This window comes from Bacillus thuringiensis (genome assembly GCF_022095615.2).
Classification (GTDB): domain Bacteria; phylum Bacillota; class Bacilli; order Bacillales; family Bacillaceae_G; genus Bacillus_A; species Bacillus_A cereus_AG.
Genome location: NZ_CP155559.1, coordinates 2199342 through 2221250, shown reverse-complemented (window position 1 = coordinate 2221250; position 21909 = coordinate 2199342). Strand labels below are relative to the sequence as shown.

Here is a 21909-nt window from a genome sequence, read left to right as displayed (position 1 = left end):
GGGTTTTTTATTATAAATTTATATTCTCTACATCCGTTCGAATTATAGAATACAATAGTGCATCATGTTGCTTATTTCCTTGATGAATGTATCCACGTAATAACCCTTCCTTATGAAAACCTATTTTAGATAACATTTTACAAGAAGTAACATTTTCAGGGTATGTAATAGCACCAATTCTAAATAAGCCTAAATCACGAAATCCATAATGAATAATTTCCCCGGCCGCCTCTGACGCATAACCATTCCCCCAATATCGAGGGTGTAAGTCATATCCAATTTCAGATCGTTTACTCCATAGTTGTAAATTATTTAATCCAATTGTACCTATTAAAGTATTTGTTTCTTTTAGTACAATCCCCCATCGTATCGCTTTTTTCTCGAAGTAATTTTTCGAAAAAGATTCAATCATACGTGAAGCTTGTCCGAACTCCGTAAAAGAATTCATGCCGTAATAACATGTTACCTCATCCAATGAAAAGATTTCATATATTTTTTGACAATAAGATTGTTCTATTTCAACTAAACGCAAACGTTCTGTTTCTAATATAGGAAATACCATAGGATCGCTCCTTTCTTTCTACTCATTCATTATAGCAGAAAAAATATTAATAATTAGGAAAGTCCTCAATGTCCCATTAATCAAATATTTCAGGAGGAGCTTATCCTCTTAATTCAATACGAACTAAGAGTAACCCTTCTTGTTTTTGCATGATTAGAAAAAATAAAGAGATGATCAAAGTGCTATGATTATCTCTTTATTCCCTATTTATGTGCAACTAATGCCCAATGACATGGAGCTGTTTGTCTCCAATTTATACTTAAAAAACCAGTTTCTCTAAGAAGTGTATCTACCTCATTAACAAATGACTATAATCACATTCCGTTCTTTCCTTCATTTTTTAAAATTATTTGTATTATTTTCATTTCCATCACTCCGCTCGTAATAATATGTCTTATAAATTCGATTCCTTGCTCACTTTTCTTTTCTAAAAAAACGCCCTACGCCATACATTTATGGTAAAATATAGTTAATATCATATTTTATTGTGGAGGTGTAAATGTTCTATGTATATATTCATCGGCTTATCCCTCTTACTCATACTACTCCTATTTTTATTCGCAAAAAAGTTGGCTCCAAACTCATTCATGATGACTCGTTTTAAAGGCAATAGCCTTAAAACATTTTCAATCAGCATGTTAATCGCCGCTACTCTTTCACTTTCATATGGAATCTATCACGCAGCAACATATCAACCTAAACATTTAGATATTACACTTCAAAATCAAAACTTTACTGTTTTTGGTAATGTTGGAGAAGTTGGATATTTCTCAGAAGAATTACTAAAAAAAGATACAGAAGTTGCACTATATTTCGCCTCTTGGAAACAAATGCAATTAAATAATCCAGAAATAATAGTAAACTATCCTTCCGGTAAACAGGAAACATGGAAACCGAACATTACATTAATTCCTGCCAATAAATTAAAAGAGAAACACGGTATAAAAGAGCTTTATCAACTCTCATCATATTCATTTAAAGAATCCGGGAACATAACATTAACAATCACTGAGAATAATACAACAAATAAAAAGGTCTCAATTCAAGTAAAATAAATAAAATGTCCCTCCAGCATAACGGAGGGACATTTTATTTATTTATGCATTATTAATTTGACGGTTCATTTAATGTTGCCATTATTTCATTTGCAGTGTTCTTTCCATTTCCAATACATGCACCAATTCCGACACCGTAATATGAGGCACCAGCTAAATATACATTTGGATATAGATCCGTCATTTTTTCTTGTAATGTTTGAACCGCTTGATTATGTTCTAAATGATATTTCGGCATTAAATCTTTCCAATTTGTAACTTCAACTACTTCTGGTTCACCTTTAATTCCGAGACTCTTTTCAATATCGTATAAAGCGACTCGTACTAATTCTTCTTCACTATAATTTTTAATCGTTTCATATACTGGATTGGTACTCTTATAAAACATTCTTACTAATAGCTTTTGTTTTCCAGATGTATGTTTCCACTTTCGGCTTGTCCATGTACAAGCATCACAATGTAAATCACTATTCTCCGTTACGATAAATCCTGTGCCGTCCGCCGGTAATTGTTCATCTAATATATCAAATCCTAGGTAAATACTTATAAGAGATGAGTTTTTAAATGTATGAAACTGCTCGTTTAACTCAGTAGACTGTAATAAAGTTTCTGCAATATCATGCGGAGCTGCTACAACAACAGAATCAGCTTGGATGGATTCATGATTTGCAAAGGAGATTTCATAGTGCTCACCTTGTTTCCTTATAGCTGTCGTTATAACACCTTTCTTAACAACAGTCTCAGTCAGCACTTCTTCTAAACGATCAATAATCGTAGATAGTCCACCTTTAAATGATACGAACTTTTTGTTTCCCGCTGATTGAAATTGTTTTTTATTCTCTTCAAAACCTTTAATAATACTTCCATATTTATTTTTATAATCCAGTAAATACGGTAATGTCGATGCCATAGTAAGTTCATTCAATTTACCGGAATATACACCTGAAAGCACTGGAGCAATTTGTCTTTCCACTAATTCTTTCCCTAAAAAGCTTTCTAAAAATACAGCAAGTGAAGTATCTTTTGTAAACTCTTTATTTTTCGTTATGAAATCTTTTAAAGCAACAATTTTCCCTTTCGTTGATACTAGCGTACTGCTAAACAACGACTCGACACTCATCGGTATCCCAAATATAGTGTCAGAAGGAATTGGATGTAAAGTATTATCAGAGTATATGTAAGAAATACCCGTTTCGTTATATACCATTTCTTCTTCTAAATTTAAATCCTTTACAAGTGGCATAATATATTCATTACGGGCAACGATAGAATCTGCTCCTGATTCCATAATAAAATCTTTTTCTTCTACACTATGGATTTTACCGCCTAAATACTCTTCTTTTTCTACAAGGATTAAATTTAAATCAATATTATAATCCTTTTTAAATTTTTCTAAATAAAACATAGTAGAAAGTCCCGTTATACCTCCACCGATAACAACAACTGTTTTCATATGTACTGCGCTCCTAACCGATACAATTAATAATTCCTTTATTATTATACCCAAAAGTCCTTATATTCGACTAGCAGCTTGTGCATTCTGTAAGAAATTAGACAATATATTCGAATATATTTCCGGTTGATCATTATGAACTAAATGACCGGCAAACGGAATAACGGCGATATGTATGTTGTCGTTTAATTGTTTGAACGTTGTAGCAGCTGTAACTTCATCTTCTGAATCTCCCCCAGCAATACAAAGTGTAGGCACTTCAAGATTAGCTACATCACCCGTCTCATCAAATGGGTACCAACCTTTAACTTGCCACGATTCAAGCAATGCTTTCCAATCACTTTTTTCATGGATTTGATTCATATATGTTATTACTTCTTCATTTTCCATCAATTGCTGGTGGCACTTCGCTTCGTACTCCTGAGACTCCTCCCAATTTCCTCTCTTAAGCGGAAAGATACCTGAAAAAGTTAACGTTCTCACTTTATCTGGATATTTTTTTGCAAATAATAAAGCAGCGATTCCTCCTAGTGAAACACCGACTATATGGCATCTAATAATTTGCAAATGCTCTAAAGTATCATTTAAATCTTTAACAGAGCGCAGGAAATAATTATCTACTGTTCCCCCTGATTTTCCATGTCCTCTTAAATCAAGACGTATTACTTGATAGTTTTTCCCTCGAAAAAACTCTACCTGTTCTTCGAATTCTACTAAACCTGTCATACCACCAGAATGTAAAAGTACAATCGGTTCACCTTCGCCTGAAATGTGTGTATGTAATATCATTTATGCCCCTCCTATGAAATTGAATTTTCTATCAATTAACAGTATATAGAATATACATCGGAATTTCCAAATAAAAAAGAACTATAACATTTTCAAATCACGTCATAGTTCTTTTTATTTTAAAAACATAAAGTAATTAATCAATTTGTCTATTTCTTGGCTTAACGCTAATACTTTTTCATGCTGAATTCCGTAATCCGATACTAAATATAAAAGTTCTTCTTTCTTTATTTCAATGACTTTTTCCAATTTCACTAATTCCATATCGTTTTACTTCTCTCTCCAATACTAAAATGTATGTATTTTAGTATAGCCTATTTACATAATTAGTAAAAGTAAAATACACATGTAAAATCTTACAAATATAAAAATAATATACTATCAACAAAAAATTTGAAATTTAGCCCCTTTTTTACAGTTCATTAGACATTATTACGTATGAATAACAAATCGGAATTTCTCTAATGTTATATCTTTATATTTTGGAGCTCTCTTAATATGATCAAAGTAACTATATGAAAATTTAAAGATATGTCCGAAATCCCAATCAAATTCACCATAGTCTTTTAGCCAAAATTGATTTTCTGTTGGTAACATATGAGCACGTTTAGATTCGACTAAAGGTAAACAATCTATCGGTGAGTGTAAAGTTATTTCACTATTTGACGTTAGGTTTTGACTAGCACGTAACACGTATACTAGTTTTAACAGTGGACACAACGCTCGATGGAATATATCTCTATGCCCTAAGTCATACATAATATTAATTGCATGAGAAAAAGTAAGTAAATGACCAATTAAATCATGGTGTGCTTCCGCTCTATAAATAATATTAAATTGCGAAAGCTCTTTTAAAATAAACGTAGATAATTGTTTCGGATTTCTTAATTCACTTTCTATCTCATCTTTTATATTTAATTGTTTTACTCCCTTTGTTGTAAAACCAATCCATGATCTACCAGGAATTGTTTTTCGAAACGATATTATAAGGTTAGTAATCCCTTCAATCTCTTGATTATCGCCCCATTTTTGTAACTCTTTCATAGCTAATAAACTTAATGCAGCATAAATGACATTATGCCCCACCCAATGAAGTTCATCAATTGTATGTTCCAATGATTTTATAATCATTTTTTCAGCACTTTGAAAATCAATTTCTTCTTTATTATCGATGACTTCACCTAAATTTTGCTTGCTTAGCATCATTTTTGTTTGAGAATACATACTACGAATTATTTCTTCTTTCACATTGTTATCTTTCATGAAAAAATAACTAGCAATTGCAGCTGCACCGAAATGTGCATGCCAAATATCATTTGTTTGTCTTTTACATTGAGAAATAATTGAAAGGCCATCTCTTAAAACAGTTTTATTTTCCATCTTTTTATCCCCCGTAATAAAAATCAATTTATATTCATCCTAAAGATGGCGTCAATACAAATAAAATATGATTAGATTCATCACTTTTATTTAAAAAACGATGTTTCACATTTGGCGGAATACGTACAACATCACCTTCTTCTAAAAAATACTCTTTTCCTTCTAACTCCACATACACTTCTCCTTTCATGACAACAGCAATTTCTTCCTTATCTTCATGTGAATAATGACCTTCCGTTGTTTTTGCTTGTTTATTTAAATCCATTATTAACATTTCAATACGTGCTTTCATAAAATCTGGTGTTAATACATCATATACAATGTGATCATTGTTTTCCCGATATACTTTCTTGCGATCTTTTTTCTTAGAAATGAGTGAATCTGTATCGATTTCATTAATAAAAAGTGTAAATAATGGTACATTTAATGCTTTCGCAATTAATTCCAATACACTCAAAGAAGGATTCGCATATCCTCTTTCAATTTGGCTAATTAGTGAAGTACTAATCCCTGCATAATCAGCAAACTCACGAATTGTCATATTATTTTTCTTCCGATAACTTAATACAGTTTGTCCGAGTCTATCATGTATCATAGTAAAAACTTCCTTTCGTCCATCATATTGCATCTTTCACTGTCTTTGTGCTGACATAGTAAACAAAGACAAATAATCCTTTCCTATCATCTCAGTGACTTATATACTTACCTTTGTACATTATATCGTATAAAGTTCATTATAATAAACAAACTATCGGAGGGACAAACTGTGAAATCACCTATTCTTTCATATTTCATCTTATTTTTCGGCGTATTTGCCCTATCAACTTCAGCGATTTTTGTAAAATTAGCCGATGCTCCTGCGGCTATCATCGCTTTTTATCGATTATTCTTTGCTACACTAATTTTGTTACCCTTGTTACTTTTCAATAAAAATAATCGAAACGAGCTAAACACAGTAACAAAAAGACAATGGGGATTTGGATTCATATCAGGGTTATTTTTAGCTACCCATTATGTACTTTGGTTTGAATCATTACAATATACTTCTGTAGCAAGTTCTACAGTTATCGTAACGTTACAACCTTTATTTTCAATGATTGGCGGTTACTTTCTATTTAAAGAGATATTTACGAAAGGTGCAGTCATTGGTTGCCTCATCGCTATTTCAGGAAGTATCATAATTGGATGGCAAGACTTCCAAATTAGCGGTGAAGCTTTATACGGAGATATTTTAGCGTTTATTGCGGCCGGAATTATTACCGCATACTTTTTCATTAGCCAACATGTTCGTAAAGATTTATCACTTATACCGTATTCGGTAATTAGTTATGGAAGTAGCGCCTGTTTTCTTGGTATATTTGCTTACATGCAGCAAGAATCTTTCATCCATTACTCTACGCAAACTTGGTTGTGTTTTATTGGCTTAGCGTTTGTTGCAACGATTTTAGGGCAAACAATTTTTAATTGGTTATTAAAATGGATGAGTGCTACTGTAATCTCTATGAGTATTCTAGGAGAAACGATTGGAACTTGTATGCTGGCATACTTTATATTAAATGAGACTATTTCTTTACAACAAGGACTAGGCATTACAGTTATTTTTATTGGTTTAGCATTATTTTTAATGCAACCCAAACTGCCTAACAACAACTAACAAATAAAAAGCATGACATTATACTGTCATGCTTTTCACTATCCATTATGTACGATTAAACCGTCAGGTCTAAAACGACTCATCATAATTTCATTAATAAACTTCCCGTGAGCCTTCAAATTCCCTATCTTTACTCCCTCTTCTACAAATCCGAATTTTTTATATAGAGATTTCGCTTTAGGATTCGTTTCTAAAACACCAAGTTCTACTCTCTCTAACATTAACCAATTATCAGCCAAATCAAGCATTTTTGTAAGAAGAGCTTGTCCAATACCTTTATTATGATATTCACTATCTACCCCTATAAACAAATCCCCCGAATGAGATCTACGTCCTGGACTTTGAGTTAACCCAACAAATCCAACAACTTCTCCATCATACTCTGCAACAAATTCAAATTGATTCTGTGCTAAATTTCGAATTCTATTTTCCATTGCATCTACACGCATGCTAGGTAAGAAAACCATATAAGGTAAAACATCATCTTGTATGCATATACGATGAATTGCTCTAGCATCTTGAATTTCTACCGCTCTTACTTTGATCCCCATATCTTTTCTCCTCCATATCTATAACAATACATATTTATTCTAGAACCCTGGTTGAAAGCCCTTCTCCTCTGTATTTCTTTATGTTATTTTTACATAATTATTTCAGCATAACATTCAATTTACAAACATCCTATCTACACCAATTCCAATTACCGGTTAACTTTTTACTTTATTATATAACTCAAGTAACATTTCAATTGGAATACCATTTATTTTCATACCGGTTATATCACAATTTACTATTTCCATATTTTTCAGGTTACTATTACTTACTATACTACCTTCTAACTCACATTTATCGAATAAAATAGGATCTTTATCATCTCCAAGACTTGTATTTTTAAATTGAACCCCACCTAAAGTCACAAAATTAAATTTACTACCAGAAAGGTTTAAATCTGCATATGAAGAACTTCTAAAATTTATATTTCTAAACTTTGATTGACTTACATTACAATTACTCATATCCATATGCTTTATATTACTACCCACAAATGAACTGTTTTTTAAATTCACTTGATAATACTCTGTATTTGCTAGATTACTGTTTTCGTATTGGCTATTTTTCATATCTTTGTTTTTTATTAGGTCCTCTTCAGCCGACTCTACAGTTATTCTTTTTACATAACAATACTCATCTTCAGATTTGAAAACTATTCCATAGCCCATTTTTTTATAAAAATGATGATTGTTAATTTGTCTACTGGATGTTTCGAGATCCCAAATCCTTATGTTCGGATATTCCTCTTCTATTAATTTGATAACATATGATCCAATTCCTTTTCCTTGATAAACAGGATCCACAAAAATACGATCAATTCGACCATATGACTTACCAGAGATCGTAACTATAATTCCCCCAATTATTTTTTCATTCATTATTATTTTAAAAGAATCCAGTTCTTCAATCGAATATTTCATCATTTCTACTGAAGAATACCCTGGTGGTTGGATGTTATAGTCAATTACATCATCTTGGCCATATAACCAGCGTTTTGCTTCTTCATCAAATGTTTTTGTCATTATTTCTGTTAACTTTTCAGCATCTAAAATTGTAGCTTTTTCTATAGATATTAATGTCATTTTTACTTTCCCCTTTATTATTAAAAAATAAGAAACTTTGCAAACGATATAATTATAAAATAAAGAAAATTAAAATTAATACTCCTCTTTACTATTAAACTATAAATAAACCTATATTTTCCACTGTTACTTCGTATTAATGAATAAAAAAGAGACCATGCAATATAAACATGTTCTCTTCTATTATTCATTTTCAATTGTTTATAATTAAAAACCAGTTGTTACTTAAGCCACTCGTTGCAAGTATGACTTAACTCCTGCAACTCTTCAATAAATCGACTCGCATGATATCCATCACAAACCGAATGATGAACTTGCAATGAAACTGGTAGCATAACCTTATTTTCTTCATTAAAATATTTCCCACAAGTTATAATTGGTAATAGAAAATCAGCATCATTATTAATATTAAGATTAAATCCAGTAAAACTAGTCCAAGGTATGCTAGAAATCGGAAATACATTAGGCGGAATATTTTCTTTCGTGAAAAGACCACGAACACTAGCATAGCATCTCATATCTTCTTCATAATTTTTATAGAAAATGCGGAAATCACTTGAATAATCCGTCCATATACTTGAAAAAGACTTATCATCTATATGAAAGATTGTATAGCTAGGTATCATTTTCTCCCAATAGCCCAAAATTCCTTCTTTATTAAAACATGTTCGAAATTCTTTATGTTTATTTATTATTCTCGAAATTATATAAATAACAGTCGGATAAAATTTAATTCCCTTTTGATGTACTTTCTCTATCAGAAGCGTAATATCAACATTTACTGTCATACTAAACGTACATTTTAATTCTAAATAATGTTCAAAATACTGCTCTCTATTCCAATTTTCTCTATCAATTACATGAAACTTCATTTTAATAGCCTCCTAAAATTTTCTTTTTATTTTAGAAGGCTAATTTCCTTGCTTTCACCATAATTGTTCACTCCTAACAGTTTACATTTCACCCTAATTGTTTATTTAATTATATAACATCTATAAGAATCAATTCACATATTTCTAGAAATCCATCCACATACTATAGATAAATCAAATGAAATTTGGAGGATTCATACATGAATAACAAAAATGAAAATAAAAAAGAAACTGTTACCGAAAACGCTACACCAATTCAAAATAATCATACTGCAAATCTTAATATCGAAGAACAAGCAATGAACGGCTTATATGGAATGCCAGAAACCGATATTGAAGATGCTGATCATTCTGTATCTGATGATTTGACTTCAAAAAATGAATTACATTGAAAAAAGCCAAGGAAAATATCCTTGGCTTTTTCAACTATGCATCCACTTTTTGTATTTCTTCACTCTTTCTTGAAAGTTTCCCTGGCCAAAAAGCAAAACGGCCTAAAACGACTGTGATTGCCGGTACAAGTAGTGGTCTTACAATAAACGTATCTAGTAATACACCAATTGCTGTTACAATACCAAATTGAACGAGCACTTGAATTGGAAGTGTTCCTAACACAGCAAAAGTTCCGGCTAAAATTAAACCTGCGGATGTAATGACACTACCTGTTTGTATAACGCCATTTTTTACTGCATCCAAATGATTTTGTGTCTTTCTGTTTTTCCATATTTCTGAAACCATAAAGATATTATAATCTTCACCTAAAGCAACTAAAAATACGAATGCGTATAACGGTATTGCACCTTGAATGGCCGGTGCACCCATACCGAAGTGAAGTAATATCCATCCTGCGCCTAATGCTGAGAAGAATGATAAAACGACAGTTACAATTAAATAAACCATCGCAACAATTGAGCGTAAGTAGACTAGTAATAGTAAAGCTATAATACTAATCATTACTGGAATAATAACTGATTCATCACGTTCTGTAATTTGCTTTGTATCATATAATGAAGCTGTTTCTCCGCCAATCCATAGCTGATCTTCAGCATTGCTAACCCCAGCATCCTTTAATACTTTTTCTACACTACTTTTCAATTTAGGAATTTGATCTAATGCTTCAATTGAGTATGGATTTTCTGCTAAAGAAACCTCATACATTTTAATTTGCTTGTTTTCTTTACCCTCTTTTGGCTCTTTCACTGTTTTTACGAAAGAAAATTTCTCTAGTTTTTCTTTAATAGGAAGCGCTTTTCCTTTCGTATCAACAACAATTTTTACTGGCGCTAGTTCACCAGCTGAAAAATGATCACTAATTAATGTAAACCCTTCACGTGAAGGCATATCCTTTGGAAACGATTCTAATAGGTCATATGTGTATTGAATACGTGTTACAAATGAAGCCAATCCACCTAATACAAATACAGTAAGCATAATTATTGTCCACGGTCTTCGTACTACTACATCTCCAAGTTTTTTACTAAAGGCGCCTTTTGATTTTTTAACCTTTACGACTTTCTTTTTCTTTCTTGCAAACTCCTCATTCATTGAAGTTGTTCTCGGTATAAACGGGAAGAACGCAACTCTGCCAAAGATTAATAAAAACGCAGGAAGAATTGTTAAAGCAGCGATTCCCATTATGAATACTGCAACACTAAATGGTACTGCAAATCGATGAAAGGCACCATAATGAGCAAGTAGTAATGTTCCTAAGCCAAGTACTACCGTTAATGCACTCATTATTATTGCCCCACCAGATGCTTTAATCGCAAGTTGCAGCGCCTTATATTTACTTTCTTCTTCTAACAAGCACTCCCGATATCTCGAAATTAAAAATAGACAATAGTCCGTTCCAGCACCAAACAATAACACTGTCATGATTGATATTGCTTGGGCATCTACTTTAATCCATCCGTGATCAGCTAAAAAACCAAGCGTTGGACTAATAATACCGTATGCAAAGCCAACAACAAGTAAAGGTAAAATTGCTAAGATTGGTGAACGGTACAGTAAAATTAATAGGACTAATACGAGTAATACAGTAGCAACTAATAACTTCACATCTGCTTGACTAAATAAGCTAACTGCATCTGTTTGAATACCTACTGGTCCAGATAATCGAACGTGTAAACCAGAGTCACTTATTTTTTGTTTGAACGGATCTTCATCGACCTTACTATTCACTATGTTTCTTAAATCTTCAAGATTTCCTTTTAATATATCCGTTCCAGCTGACTTATTAAAGAATACGGGTGTAACAAATGATGTACCATCTTTTGATGCACTTTTTGATAATGCTTGTTCCGGGATTGTATCAAATGGTGGTAACGTTGATTGTTCTTTTAAAGGACTGGCCTTTAATTCTTTATAAACGTCTTGTATGAGTTTATAGTCCTTTGACTGTAATCCACCATCTCTATACCATACTACTAACAAAGGATTTCCTGCATTATTTGGAAATTCTTTTTTCATAAGTGCTTCCGCTTGCTGCGACATAGCAGTTTCAGGTAAATTTTTCGGATTCGGTTCTTTCGTACTATTTACTTGTGGTAACGTAAATGAAAGTAATAATGTAATAAGAACCCAAACCGATAAAGTTATCCATTGCGTATGCTTCCCTGCTACAAGCCTCCCTAACATATGTAACGGGTGCTTTTTCATAAAAACCCACCTTCCTTTTTCCCTCCACTATTAATTATATATACTGGTCGGTTAATTAATCAAGAATGAATAAAAATTATGTTATAATTATCTAAACAATACATGTCAGGAGCGAATGGATTTGGAACAAAAACAACGTCCTCTTGGAAGGCCTCGTCAAAATAAAAATACAAAATCTACAAAAGAACTAATTTTAGAAGTTGCAACTCGATTATTTCTTACTCAAAATTATCAAGTTGTTTCTATGGATGAAGTCGCAAAAGTTTGTGGTGTGACGAAAGCAACCGTCTACTATTACTATTCAACAAAAGCAGATTTATTTACCGCTACTATGATTCAAATGATGGTACGTATACGAGAGAATATGTCTCAAATCCTTTCTACAAATAAAACATTACAAGAAAGGTTATTGGACTTCGCTAAAGTCTACTTACACGCAACGACAGATATTGATATGAAGAATTTTATGAAAGATGCAAAACTATCATTATCTGAAGAACAATTGAAGCAATTAAAAAATGCTGAAGATAACATGTATGAAGTATTAGAAAAAGTACTCGATAATGCAATGCAACTTGGAGAAATTTCTAAAGGAAACGCTAAATTTGCTGCTCATGCTTTCGTATCTTTATTATCAATTGGGAATTTTAAAGATGAAAATCACAATCCTATTCTTGCAAATATAGATGAATTAGCACAAGAAATTGTTTTGTTTTATTGGAACGGATTAGGCCATTCATATTAAACTGATTTACTTTAATAAAAGAGCATGTTTGAATTTTTTTCAAACATGCTCTTTTATTATTTATTTACTATTAATTAGATTATACTTCAGCACAGTTTAACAAAAAATTCCTCTTCAACTTTTACAAATTTTGAATTTGAATCTTTATATTCTCCTTACTTAATCCACCATGGTAACAAACTATGGATTCAATATCTAGATTTGAATACTTCTTCAAAGACTGCTGTGCTTCCTTAACATTTAAAGTTGTTGGGGCGTGAATTCCTCCTAACTTTCCATTCACACTATACATAGAGTCTCCTGCAATAAGAGTTTTACTTTGTTTCAAATATAAACTAATATGACCCGGAGTGTGTCCAGGAGTATGTAGAATTAGTATCCCACCGCAATACGGAAGTTCTTGCCCGTCAATCACGGTGTCACTCACTTTTCCTTTTGGTAGGTTCTCTACATGTACATCTTTCAATAAAGGTAAATTCCCCTCAATATATGGCTTATCTAACTCGTGCGCATAAACTTTAATATCGCTTACACCATTCTCCAATAAATCAGGAAGGCTACCTATATGATCTATATCCTGGTGTGTCAAAATCACAACTTTTAGCTTATCAAAAGATACCCCAACTCTCTCCATCTCTACTTGTATATCTTCAAATTGTCCAGGGAAACCAGTATCTATTAAAACTGCAATTTCATCACTCCATAAAAGAATTGGGTGAATTATAAATTCTTGAAACTCAAGTTGTAACATTTCTACCCCTTTAGCAATCTCCATACAGCAACTCTCCTTTATACTGAAGTTTGAAAATATATACGGGTAAACTAAAAATATAAAGCACCGCTATCTCATAATATGTTTTGTCATCCCAATAGAGAATGCTTCAAACCCTACAGATTCATAGTAAGATTGCAATTTTTCCACACACATAAGTTGTGGGATAACCTTATTTTTTTCACAGCGCTGGACTAATCGTTCTATTATTTCTTTCCCAATACCAATAGACTGATATTCTGGCAATACACCTACTCCACAAATAATTCCTGTTATTACACCATCTGATATAATACGCCCCATCCCTATTAATTGTTGCTCTTTAAAAGCATATATTGCATACCAACTTTGTTTACACATTTGTTCTAATTCATTAACCGTTAATTTAAGAGAATTCCATCCTAAAGATTCGTATAGGGTTAATAATCCATTAAAATCTGTAGGATGTTCACTTGTGTAGCGTATACTATTTTTCATGTAAATACTCCCTATTCTCCGGTTTGTTTATGTTTCATAAACTTTCCCTTTACAAAAACCTGATCAATGTAAAAATAAACTTCAATAACAAAGATAGAATTCCTTCTCAGCATAAAATAAAAAGAAGTTAACGTCACCTCAGTTAACTTCTTTTATATAAACATGTCATAATATTATCAACCAAAAATCATACAGCTACAGACGATAAGAACAAATAAGACTAATAAACCATTTGAAAAATAACCCATAGAATACTACCCCTTTATTTCATTATGTTAAAGATTTTACCATAAAATTATTTACAACATAATAACTGAAAAAGACATTGTATGCATTAGTTACGTATATTTAGTAATATTTTATTTTCATCCCCATTCTCCTTTCCAATAACCACTTCTCATACTCTTCTACTTCAGTTAATATAATCTCAAAACAATTAATAAAGAAGACCTCAACAGATTGATGTCTTCTTTACTATTTTCAACTACACTAATTACTAACTCACGTTTTTTATCAAATAGATATAAATCCTTCACTAACAGGGACATATTATAATGGTATTTCCTTCTATATATAATCTGATTATTAATACCTTTTCCTTTATATTCTTTAAACCTCACCCTCAGTTATTTTAATAGCTTGCTTACTCGAAAATAGATTTTTAAAAATTCCTACCCCTACAATTAATAGACCTATCCCAACTAATTTATTTATTTGTAATGGAATGCTCTCCATTCCAAATAATCCGAATGTATCAATACATAACGCAACAACTAATTGAGTAATAAGGCTAATTAACACCGTATACGCTGGACCTAAACTTTTTATTGCACCCATTATACAAATAATTAACCCGATGCCAAACAATCCACTTACATAAAATAAATAATTTGTGGTATAAAAATTAATGCTAATACTGTTTTCTGTAATGATATAAAATAGAATAGAACTTATGAGACCTATTCCAAGAACACATGCAGTTGTTAACCACTGCCCTGCATTTTCATTCACTTTTGTATTGAAAACAGATTGTACGCTAATTAATATTCCTGCTACTATCGCTAAACTAAACCCAATCATACTCCCTCTCCCCTTTTCATTTCTCATATATATTATCTTTCGCGACTTCCTTCATTCTAGATAAATCTTTAATTACAATAACTCCATTACTCTTTTCAATTAATTTTTCATTATAAAATTTTTGTAACACCCGAATTACGTGCCTATAACTCACCCCTATAAAATCCGCAATACTTGATACCGAAGTTGCATCCAAATCTTCTTTATACATATTCCCGTTACTATCAGTGAAAATAGAAAGTAAATAACTAGCTACACGTACTTCCACTGGATAAAGTAAATTTAGAGCTGTAAAACGGGTCGATATTTTTAACGTGTTCGCAATGTTTTCAAGCAAGAACTTCATAAATATGGGATTCTGTATTAACTTGTTTCTAATTACCGTATGAGAAATGGAGATCGCTACAACATGTGAACAAGCTTCAACGGCATTATGTGCTTTACTATTTTGTATTAATTCAATATCACCAACAATTGCCAATGGATTGATAAAACGAAGGATCAGTTTCTTTCCCTCTGGTGTAATCGTATAAACTTTTACTTTACCTTTAACAACAAAATATAAACGATTCATTTCGTCTTCAATATTGCAAATAAGCTCCCCTTTTTCAAAATGATTTACATGAAAATAAGCTGTATCTATTCCTGAAAAAAACTCGAGTGTTTTATTAGTCTTCAAATAATGCGTAATTAAACCTGATCTATCCTCCATACTCATTTCCTCCTTTCATTTACACATTAAATACAACAATACCTATAATCATTACTATTGTTCCCACAATATGATATCTCTCCATCTGTATCTTTTTTATATGAAACAGTCCTTTCATTTCAATAACTGTTGCCGTTAACAATTGAGCAACCATAAGTGTGCCAGCTGTCAATGTAACTCCTAGTGAATATATCGCCATCGTTTCTGCATAAATAATGAATCCACCAAATGCACCTGCTACTAAATATACTTTTTTCACACTCTTTAAATCCATTACTTTCTCTTCTTTCTTTAACAAAAATACAGTTGTTGCAATAAGGAACCCAATTAAATGCGTTATAATACTCGTCGACCATATACCGATATGTGAACTAAGTTCTGCATTAAAAGTTCCTTGAAGTGTTATAAATAAACCAGCAAAAATAGCAAATATAATTCCTTTCAAAAAATCATCTCCTCATCTTTTATTTCTGACTTAATTAAAAGCTATAATCCTATAAAGGCAAAAGGACAAATGTCACATCAGTTTGAAATAACTAGGGATGAACAAGAAAAGCACACCTCAAAAATGTGAGATGCACCTTTCTTTTTATTAATATATAATGTTTTACAAATAAAAATTACGCTACATTAACAGATTTCTTCAAAACAAACTTTGCAAATAAGAAACGTACTAGCGGTCCCATAACGATTAATTGTAGTGGATATGCCATCATAAAGTTTTTAATAAAAATTGAAAAGTAAATAGAAATGAATGAGCCACCATGTAGCCCATTATGTAAATACATCATAGCCATACCGAAAAATGACATAAAGAAAACCATTCCGATTACCATAGTTGTCGCCATCGCAACTATAATATTTATTTTCTTCGATTTATCAAACGGTAACGCCAATACTATTTTTTTTGCACAAGGTCCAACGATACATATTTCAATTAATAGTGCAATAATGAATCCAATTAATAGTTCTAATGCGATCTCCTTAATATGAATTGACCCTCCCGCACCGTTCAGTAATAAGTTATAAAACGTCATTACAATAACCATCCCAAGGCACATCATCATACCAAATTGGAGGTTTTCCTTTCTTGTTGTTGGCAAATTTCATCATCCTTTCTCTTTGAGTCTTTGTCATTATATCGATATTGGAACCCCCTTCGTAAGTGACCATTTTGTGAATAAATTTAAAACGTTTTCATATATTTTCTTTACTTTCAACTCAAACTCTCATTTTTACTTATAAAGGTTTTATATATTTCAATGTTGAATTACTAAATTTAACATTGAAATAATAATTACTACTAGGAGGATACCCATGCATAAACAAGAGTTTTACGCATATCACATCGTAACAAGGAAAAAAATGAACATTGGACAAATCATTCAGTTTGATAATAATCAAACTAATACTCTATATCGCTTCTTTTTTGAAAGAGAGCAATTAAATACTGACAGTGAAGATTGCATGCAAATTTTAAATAAGTATTATACAAATGACGGATTACATATAAATACTGAAAATGCTCAAGTAGTTATGAATTATATGGATCAAACAATTAGAGCCATTAGAGAAGCGATTGTGGAAATGGTTAGGCTACAAGAATTCCCTGAATACCCTTCCAGATTATCTTGTTTATACGCTGCAAAAAGCTATGAAGGTGCTTTAAAATGGAAAGCATTATTTGATTCTTACAATCGAGAAGTTTTACAGATTGTTAAACTACGAGTGATTGGAAGTTATTTTGAAGGTGACGGGAATCTTTTACCGAAAGAAGATGGTATTCCTTTTTCTCAAAAAATCGAACAAGCTAGAGAGTATTGGAAAGGAAATATTAGAAATGAACTTCCTGAGCTACTGATTGATGGCGAAATTGAAGTGGTGGAAATTATTGATGACTTTTCCTCAATTCATGTTTAATTTCTAACTAAATCAAATAGGATGGGGATTACAATGATGAAAAAAGTGTACTTCAATCATGATGGTGGTGTAGATGATTTAATCTCATTATTTTTATTACTTCAGATGGATAATGTCAAACTTACAGGTGTTTCAGTTATCCCTGCAGATTGCTATTTAGAACCCGCAATGTCTGCAAGTCGCAAAATTATTGATCGCTTCGGCAGAGATAATATTGAAGTAGCCGCATCAAATTCCCGTGCGAAAAATCCATTTCCAAAAGAATGGCGGATGCATGCATTTTATGTAGATGCTTTACCAATTTTAAATGAGTCGGGAAAAGTTGTAACACCTATGGCAGCAAAGCCTGCACATCACCATTTAATAGAAACGCTTCTACAAACGGAAGGAAAAACAATTTTATTATTTACTGGGCCCCTAACTGACCTTGCTCGTGCATTATACGAAGCTCCCATCATCGAAGATAAAATTGAACGTCTCGTTTGGATGGGTGGTACATTTCGTACTGCAGGCAATGTACATGAACCAGAGCATGATGGAACAGCTGAGTGGAATTCGTTTTGGGATCCAGAAGCAGTAGCTCGTGTATGGGAATCAAATATTGAAATCGACTTAGTGACACTAGAAAGTACAAACCAAGTTCCGTTAACTATAGACATTCGTGAACAGTGGGCAAAAGAGAGAAAGTATATTGGTGTTGATTTCCTTGGTCAATGCTATGCAATGGTTCCCCCTCTCGTTCACTTCTCAACGAACTCTACTTACTATTTATGGGACGTACTAACTACCGCGCTTGTCGAAAACACTAGCCTTGCAAAAACTCAAACAATTAATAGTATCGTTCATACATACGGACCAAGCCAAGGACGTACAGAGGAAACTGCTGATGGACGACCTGTAAATGTCGTATATGATGTAAACCACAATGAGTTTTTCGACTATATAACTGGGTTAGCAAAGAAAGTCTCAAATTAAAAACCTATCTATATGAAAAACCAAAAAATGATGTAGCTTCAGATGGTGCAGTAAAAATAATTAGAAATTGGTTGGAACTTAATATTAAAAAGAGTATTGAAAGTTAATTCAATACTCTTTTTGTGTAGTTTAATGTTATCTGATTAAAGTTTCGTTTTATAGATTCACCATTTCATAACCATTTACAAAAAACGTTATTGTTTCTAATTCATCTTCATTTAATTCTCTATCTATGTCTCGTTTATACGCTTCCTTTATGTTCTCTTCATCGCCTTTATGAGCTTCTGTATATGTTCCTACTGTTTTCAGCAAATGTATTTCTTGTAAAAACTCATCTCGATTTATCGCTGTCCCATGAGAAAGTATATAGGTTTCAGCATCAAACTTCTCCAACTCTTCTATTAATTTAAAAGTTCGTTTCGTCGTATAGTTCCACTTCGAAGAAAAAATATCTGCATATATACAGTCTCCTAAAAACAATATCTTCTCTTCTTTTATATACATAACAACAGAGTCATGTGCATGATCTCCGCCTACATGTTTTAACACGCATGTCACTTCACCAAGGTCTAATTCAAGTTGATCCTGGAACGTTAAGGTCGGAGGAATTATGTTAATATTTCTCGCTTTTTCTTCAAACTCTTTTTTGATGCAATCCGCACAAAATTCAATTTCAGTACCCTCTTTTACACGTGTGTCCAAAGCTTCATCTGTCCATTCATAAGAAACCAGTGTGCTCATCTCTTTTTTCGTTTCAGAATGTGCAATAGACAATGCATCTTGTAGTACAGGTAATCCAAAAATATGATCCCAATGCCAATGCGTTAGTGCTACAAAATCAGGATTCGATACATTTTGTTCTTTTAACATTTCTAAAAACAATTGTGCATGTTCTTCTGAATTCCCTGCATCGATCATTAAAGTTTTTTCTTTTCCAACAACCATTCCTAATATAGGTCTATCTGTTTCAGAAACTGGTGTCATATACCAAAATGAGTTTCCTATTTTTTTAATTTGCTGCATAATTAGTTCCTCCATTTACTACTATTCTCTTCAATTTATACTACTTATGAATTTCTTCCATCTAATATACTAACTATTTCACTTTTTTCATATACTGTTCTTGGACATGCTGCATTAAATCTCTCATCTTCTTTTCAGCAGGATGTTCTTGGTTCTCTGGTACCTCTCTACCATTTGCTGAAAATTCTTTAGAACATGCTGTACGAGTTACTTCTAAGTTTGCAAGCGGGAATTCCCACGAATTTTCGGTTCTACTTCCAGTTGCGACAAGGCGTATACAGCTAGAACCAAGCTTCGTACGCTTCCCTTCTTTATTTACTGTGTAATATATATCATTCACTGTACCATATTTCATATTTTGTGTAGATGTCACAGCAATACCGTCAGCTGAGAAAGTAACAACACTAAATCCATCTTCTTCCTGTAACGGCTCCGCACCAGGTACGTTATATAGTACAATTAAATCCCCTTCGTATTCTTCAGGAATTACGTAAATTGTATCTGTCGTTTCTTTACTAAAACTGATACATCCACTTAAAAATAACGTTAATATGATTCCGAAACAAAATGTACTTTTCTTTACAACGTAGTAAATTCTTCTATCCATTTAAATACGCATCCCAATCATAGTCTTCAATCTTATAGAATCTACCTTTATCATTTCTTTCATATGCACATAAAGGTGGTTCCTCAAGAAATTTTAAAATAGAATCATCTATATTCAATATGACTCCAATTGAAATAATTTGAAAGTTTTTAGGATCATTTACATAGTCATCACTTTCATAGCCACTTAATATTGACCAACCAGAGTCACCTTCTTCTCTTGAATCCTCTTTAAGCATAAAGTTAAATTCTCTTTTTTCAAGTACATCATTACTAACAATTACTTTCGTATCAAAATAAAAGTCCCAATCACTTGAAGCTGGATCATCATATTCCGTATCACATATATTTTCAATTCCAAATGAAATTTTGTCACCTATTTTTAAATCTAAGCGATACGGTTCATTGTCGAGCTTCCCTATAAATCCCCCCTCATTCATTTCAGTGATTGCAACCCACATTCTTTCACCATGAAATCCATCATCTTCTTCGCTTTTAGTTACAAAAATTAACTTTACTAAATCTCCAACCTTTAATTCCCCTAAAATGTTTGAGCTAGGAAGGTAGAATGTATATGGAGCTTCTTTATTTAATTCATAAACATTATCTAAGTACCAAGACATTTTTTCTCTCCTTAAAAGTTTTTACACTCCTATTTTTATAATATCACTATTATTTCTTCCGACAAACAACCACCATTGAGTAGCAATCTTCCCCTAATTCGTTCCCTTCCCAATCATTATATATATGTAATAATTCAAAACCATTCCCTGCTAGTAATCTTTCTAACTCCTGCGGATACGTATATCGAAGATCTATCGTTGTTTTCAGTTCCTCCACTAGCACATCATTTTTATAAAACCTTCTTGTTGTTATGTAGTGTTGTATTTGTTGAATTGAATCATATATCATTTCAGTATATAGATCACATTTTCTGCCCTTTTCATCATTAACAGTGGTCCAATATTCTTCTGTGGATGGTTGTATTAATTCTTCTTTTGAAGGAAAACGTGTATCGAATATGAATATACCATTGTCAGCTAATACGTGATGAATAGATGTTAATAACTTATTTTGATCTGTATTCGTAAGAAAATGCTGAAATCCATGGCCAACCATAAATGCTAATGGAATCGTTTCTTCAATCTTTAATTGTAAGCAGTCTTGTTGTAGCCATTTTACTTTTTTATACTCCCTAGATTTTCTCTTCGCTTCAGCAAGCATGCCTTCATGTATATCTACACCAATCATTTGATATCCGTTTTCTATGAATGGAAGTGTAACTCTTCCTGTTCCGCAGGCAATGTCTAAAACCCATTCATTTTGTATATTTAGTTTTTGCGCCCATGATAGTAAGAACGGAAAATCTGACAAACTTTTATTTTCTATATCATATCGTTTTGGATTTTCGTATTCGGATAGACTCCATTTTGTATGCAAACTTATTCCCCATTTCATTTTCCGCTTAAATTTAATATATAAATTATAACGAATTATCAGTTTTTTCTCCATAATCAAACACAATTACTTGGACTAATCTAA

Annotated in this window: 26 protein-coding genes; 6 read left to right on the top strand and 20 right to left on the bottom strand. The window is 32.2% G+C overall.

The features are described 5' to 3' along the window. Positions 1 to 10 precede the first annotated feature (10 nt). Positions 11 to 562 (bottom strand): GNAT family N-acetyltransferase, encoded by a 552-nt coding sequence (locus tag KZZ19_RS11405; protein WP_098342517.1) that lies wholly within the window; start codon positions 560 to 562, stop codon positions 11 to 13. A gap of 506 nt (positions 563 to 1068) precedes the next feature. Here KZZ19_RS11405 and KZZ19_RS11400 point away from each other — a divergent pair. After that, positions 1069 to 1617, top strand: a complete 549-nt coding sequence (locus KZZ19_RS11400; protein WP_237981105.1) for a hypothetical protein — start codon at positions 1069 to 1071, stop codon at positions 1615 to 1617. Between the two features lie 52 nt (positions 1618 to 1669). On the opposite strand, the gene KZZ19_RS11395 is transcribed toward KZZ19_RS11400, so the two are convergent. From KZZ19_RS11395 to KZZ19_RS11375, 5 genes are all read right to left on the bottom strand, one after another. After that, on the bottom strand, positions 1670 to 3070 hold the full coding sequence (locus tag KZZ19_RS11395) for a protoporphyrinogen oxidase (RefSeq protein ID WP_237981104.1): 1401 nt from the start codon (positions 3068 to 3070) through the stop codon (positions 1670 to 1672). Between the two features lie 60 nt (positions 3071 to 3130). Then, positions 3131 to 3859, bottom strand: coding sequence for an alpha/beta fold hydrolase (locus tag KZZ19_RS11390; RefSeq protein WP_237981103.1), 729 nt, complete (start codon positions 3857 to 3859; stop codon positions 3131 to 3133). Positions 3860 to 3973: 114 nt separating this feature from the next. Next, positions 3974 to 4123: an aspartyl-phosphate phosphatase Spo0E family protein gene (locus tag KZZ19_RS11385; protein WP_000424361.1), complete on the bottom strand. Its 150-nt coding sequence runs from the start codon at positions 4121 to 4123 to the stop codon at positions 3974 to 3976. Positions 4124 to 4291: 168 nt separating this feature from the next. Next, a complete protein-coding gene (locus KZZ19_RS11380; protein ID WP_237981102.1) occupies positions 4292 to 5239 on the bottom strand; it encodes a hypothetical protein in 948 nt (315 codons plus the stop codon). Between the two features lie 34 nt (positions 5240 to 5273). Further along, complete coding sequence (locus tag KZZ19_RS11375) at positions 5274 to 5867, bottom strand: helix-turn-helix domain-containing protein (RefSeq protein ID WP_322349760.1); 594 nt, start codon at positions 5865 to 5867, stop codon at positions 5274 to 5276. Positions 5868 to 6005: 138 nt separating this feature from the next. Between KZZ19_RS11375 and KZZ19_RS11370 the strand changes: the two genes are divergently transcribed. Then, positions 6006 to 6893, top strand: a complete 888-nt coding sequence (locus KZZ19_RS11370) for a DMT family transporter (RefSeq protein ID WP_098342522.1) — start codon at positions 6006 to 6008, stop codon at positions 6891 to 6893. A gap of 38 nt (positions 6894 to 6931) precedes the next feature. Here KZZ19_RS11370 and KZZ19_RS11365 read toward each other — a convergent pair whose 3' ends face one another. The 3 genes from KZZ19_RS11365 to catA all read right to left on the bottom strand — a co-directional run bounded on the left by KZZ19_RS11365 (position 6932) and on the right by catA (position 9399). Further along, on the bottom strand, positions 6932 to 7444 hold the full coding sequence (locus KZZ19_RS11365; RefSeq protein ID WP_237981101.1) for a GNAT family N-acetyltransferase: 513 nt from the start codon (positions 7442 to 7444) through the stop codon (positions 6932 to 6934). A 156-nt stretch (positions 7445 to 7600) separates the two neighbouring features. Then, positions 7601 to 8545 (bottom strand): GNAT family N-acetyltransferase, encoded by a 945-nt coding sequence (locus KZZ19_RS11360; RefSeq protein WP_237981146.1) that lies wholly within the window; start codon positions 8543 to 8545, stop codon positions 7601 to 7603. A 203-nt stretch (positions 8546 to 8748) separates the two neighbouring features. Beyond that, entirely contained in the window at positions 8749 to 9399 is a 651-nt protein-coding gene (gene catA / locus KZZ19_RS11355; protein WP_237981100.1) for a type A chloramphenicol O-acetyltransferase, read from the bottom strand. Between the two features lie 200 nt (positions 9400 to 9599). On the opposite strand from catA, the gene KZZ19_RS11350 reads away from it, so the two are divergent. Continuing rightward, complete coding sequence (locus KZZ19_RS11350) at positions 9600 to 9791, top strand: DUF4021 domain-containing protein (RefSeq protein WP_237981099.1); 192 nt, start codon at positions 9600 to 9602, stop codon at positions 9789 to 9791. 34 nt (positions 9792 to 9825) lie between these two features. Here KZZ19_RS11350 and KZZ19_RS11345 read toward each other — a convergent pair whose 3' ends face one another. Next, positions 9826 to 12057 carry an MMPL family transporter gene (locus tag KZZ19_RS11345; RefSeq protein ID WP_237981098.1) on the bottom strand — a complete coding sequence of 744 codons (2232 nt, stop codon included), beginning with the start codon at positions 12055 to 12057 and terminating at the stop codon, positions 9826 to 9828. 121 nt (positions 12058 to 12178) lie between these two features. Here KZZ19_RS11345 and KZZ19_RS11340 point away from each other — a divergent pair, with 121 nt between their 5' ends. Continuing rightward, positions 12179 to 12802, top strand: coding sequence for a TetR/AcrR family transcriptional regulator (locus tag KZZ19_RS11340; RefSeq protein ID WP_237981097.1), 624 nt, complete (start codon positions 12179 to 12181; stop codon positions 12800 to 12802). Between the two features lie 121 nt (positions 12803 to 12923). On the opposite strand, the gene KZZ19_RS11335 is transcribed toward KZZ19_RS11340, so the two are convergent. The 6 genes from KZZ19_RS11335 to KZZ19_RS11310 form a co-directional block, all read right to left on the bottom strand. Then, positions 12924 to 13577 (bottom strand): MBL fold metallo-hydrolase, encoded by a 654-nt coding sequence (locus tag KZZ19_RS11335; RefSeq protein ID WP_237981096.1) that lies wholly within the window; start codon positions 13575 to 13577, stop codon positions 12924 to 12926. Between the two features lie 66 nt (positions 13578 to 13643). After that, positions 13644 to 14051, bottom strand: coding sequence for a GNAT family N-acetyltransferase (locus KZZ19_RS11330; RefSeq protein WP_217613548.1), 408 nt, complete (start codon positions 14049 to 14051; stop codon positions 13644 to 13646). Between the two features lie 609 nt (positions 14052 to 14660). Then, positions 14661 to 15131 carry a DMT family transporter gene (locus tag KZZ19_RS11325; RefSeq protein ID WP_237981095.1) on the bottom strand — a complete coding sequence of 157 codons (471 nt, stop codon included), beginning with the start codon at positions 15129 to 15131 and terminating at the stop codon, positions 14661 to 14663. A gap of 16 nt (positions 15132 to 15147) precedes the next feature. After that, entirely contained in the window at positions 15148 to 15843 is a 696-nt protein-coding gene (locus KZZ19_RS11320) for a Crp/Fnr family transcriptional regulator (protein WP_237981094.1), read from the bottom strand. Positions 15844 to 15862: 19 nt separating this feature from the next. Continuing rightward, positions 15863 to 16288, bottom strand: a complete 426-nt coding sequence (locus KZZ19_RS11315; protein ID WP_237981093.1) for a DMT family transporter — start codon at positions 16286 to 16288, stop codon at positions 15863 to 15865. 175 nt (positions 16289 to 16463) lie between these two features. Beyond that, the gene (locus KZZ19_RS11310) at positions 16464 to 16946 is read right to left on the bottom strand and encodes a DUF2798 domain-containing protein (RefSeq protein WP_237981092.1); all 483 of its coding nucleotides are present in this window, start codon (positions 16944 to 16946) and stop codon (positions 16464 to 16466) included. Between the two features lie 214 nt (positions 16947 to 17160). Here KZZ19_RS11310 and KZZ19_RS11305 point away from each other — a divergent pair, with 214 nt between their 5' ends. Beyond that, positions 17161 to 17763 (top strand): DUF2441 domain-containing protein, encoded by a 603-nt coding sequence (locus KZZ19_RS11305; RefSeq protein WP_237981091.1) that lies wholly within the window; start codon positions 17161 to 17163, stop codon positions 17761 to 17763. A gap of 33 nt (positions 17764 to 17796) precedes the next feature. Next, the gene (locus tag KZZ19_RS11300) at positions 17797 to 18738 is read left to right on the top strand and encodes a nucleoside hydrolase (protein WP_237981090.1); all 942 of its coding nucleotides are present in this window, start codon (positions 17797 to 17799) and stop codon (positions 18736 to 18738) included. Positions 18739 to 18894: 156 nt separating this feature from the next. Here KZZ19_RS11300 and KZZ19_RS11295 read toward each other — a convergent pair whose 3' ends face one another. The 4 genes from KZZ19_RS11295 to KZZ19_RS11280 all read right to left on the bottom strand — a co-directional run bounded on the left by KZZ19_RS11295 (position 18895) and on the right by KZZ19_RS11280 (position 21825). Then, complete coding sequence (locus KZZ19_RS11295) at positions 18895 to 19761, bottom strand: MBL fold metallo-hydrolase (RefSeq protein WP_237981089.1); 867 nt, start codon at positions 19759 to 19761, stop codon at positions 18895 to 18897. A 73-nt stretch (positions 19762 to 19834) separates the two neighbouring features. Next, positions 19835 to 20368, bottom strand: coding sequence for a DUF6843 domain-containing protein (locus KZZ19_RS11290; protein WP_237981088.1), 534 nt, complete (start codon positions 20366 to 20368; stop codon positions 19835 to 19837). After that, entirely contained in the window at positions 20361 to 20990 is a 630-nt protein-coding gene (locus KZZ19_RS11285) for an immunity protein Imm33 domain-containing protein (protein WP_237981087.1), read from the bottom strand. The genes KZZ19_RS11290 and KZZ19_RS11285 overlap by 8 nt, the downstream gene beginning before the upstream one ends. Before the next feature lie 49 nt (positions 20991 to 21039). Then, positions 21040 to 21825: a class I SAM-dependent methyltransferase gene (locus tag KZZ19_RS11280; protein WP_237981145.1), complete on the bottom strand. Its 786-nt coding sequence runs from the start codon at positions 21823 to 21825 to the stop codon at positions 21040 to 21042. Between the last annotated feature and the right edge of the window lie 84 nt (positions 21826 to 21909).

What these genes read in the sequence shown, in the direction of transcription:
- KZZ19_RS11405 (WP_098342517.1), bottom strand. Translation starts at nt 562, where the DNA reads ATGGTATTTCCTATATTAGAAACAGAACGTTTGCGTTTAGTTGAAATA.
- KZZ19_RS11400 (WP_237981105.1), top strand. Translation starts at nt 1,069, where the DNA reads ATGTATATATTCATCGGCTTATCCCTCTTACTCATACTACTCCTATTT.
- KZZ19_RS11395 (WP_237981104.1), bottom strand. Translation starts at nt 3,070, where the DNA reads ATGAAAACAGTTGTTGTTATCGGTGGAGGTATAACGGGACTTTCTACT.
- KZZ19_RS11390 (WP_237981103.1), bottom strand. Translation starts at nt 3,859, where the DNA reads ATGATATTACATACACACATTTCAGGCGAAGGTGAACCGATTGTACTT.
- KZZ19_RS11385 (WP_000424361.1), bottom strand. Translation starts at nt 4,123, where the DNA reads ATGGAATTAGTGAAATTGGAAAAAGTCATTGAAATAAAGAAAGAAGAA.
- KZZ19_RS11380 (WP_237981102.1), bottom strand. Translation starts at nt 5,239, where the DNA reads ATGGAAAATAAAACTGTTTTAAGAGATGGCCTTTCAATTATTTCTCAA.
- KZZ19_RS11375 (WP_322349760.1), bottom strand. Translation starts at nt 5,867, where the DNA reads ATGCAATATGATGGACGAAAGGAAGTTTTTACTATGATACATGATAGA.
- KZZ19_RS11365 (WP_237981101.1), bottom strand. Translation starts at nt 7,444, where the DNA reads ATGGGGATCAAAGTAAGAGCGGTAGAAATTCAAGATGCTAGAGCAATT.
- catA (WP_237981100.1), bottom strand. Translation starts at nt 9,399, where the DNA reads ATGAAGTTTCATGTAATTGATAGAGAAAATTGGAATAGAGAGCAGTAT.
- KZZ19_RS11350 (WP_237981099.1), top strand. Translation starts at nt 9,600, where the DNA reads ATGAATAACAAAAATGAAAATAAAAAAGAAACTGTTACCGAAAACGCT.
- KZZ19_RS11345 (WP_237981098.1), bottom strand. Translation starts at nt 12,057, where the DNA reads ATGAAAAAGCACCCGTTACATATGTTAGGGAGGCTTGTAGCAGGGAAG.
- KZZ19_RS11335 (WP_237981096.1), bottom strand. Translation starts at nt 13,577, where the DNA reads ATGGAGATTGCTAAAGGGGTAGAAATGTTACAACTTGAGTTTCAAGAA.
- KZZ19_RS11330 (WP_217613548.1), bottom strand. Translation starts at nt 14,051, where the DNA reads ATGAAAAATAGTATACGCTACACAAGTGAACATCCTACAGATTTTAAT.
- KZZ19_RS11325 (WP_237981095.1), bottom strand. Translation starts at nt 15,131, where the DNA reads ATGATTGGGTTTAGTTTAGCGATAGTAGCAGGAATATTAATTAGCGTA.
- KZZ19_RS11320 (WP_237981094.1), bottom strand. Translation starts at nt 15,843, where the DNA reads ATGGAGGATAGATCAGGTTTAATTACGCATTATTTGAAGACTAATAAA.
- KZZ19_RS11305 (WP_237981091.1), top strand. Translation starts at nt 17,161, where the DNA reads ATGCATAAACAAGAGTTTTACGCATATCACATCGTAACAAGGAAAAAA.
- KZZ19_RS11300 (WP_237981090.1), top strand. Translation starts at nt 17,797, where the DNA reads ATGATGAAAAAAGTGTACTTCAATCATGATGGTGGTGTAGATGATTTA.
- KZZ19_RS11295 (WP_237981089.1), bottom strand. Translation starts at nt 19,761, where the DNA reads ATGCAGCAAATTAAAAAAATAGGAAACTCATTTTGGTATATGACACCA.
- KZZ19_RS11290 (WP_237981088.1), bottom strand. Translation starts at nt 20,368, where the DNA reads ATGGATAGAAGAATTTACTACGTTGTAAAGAAAAGTACATTTTGTTTC.
- KZZ19_RS11285 (WP_237981087.1), bottom strand. Translation starts at nt 20,990, where the DNA reads ATGTCTTGGTACTTAGATAATGTTTATGAATTAAATAAAGAAGCTCCA.
- KZZ19_RS11280 (WP_237981145.1), bottom strand. Translation starts at nt 21,825, where the DNA reads ATGAAATGGGGAATAAGTTTGCATACAAAATGGAGTCTATCCGAATAC.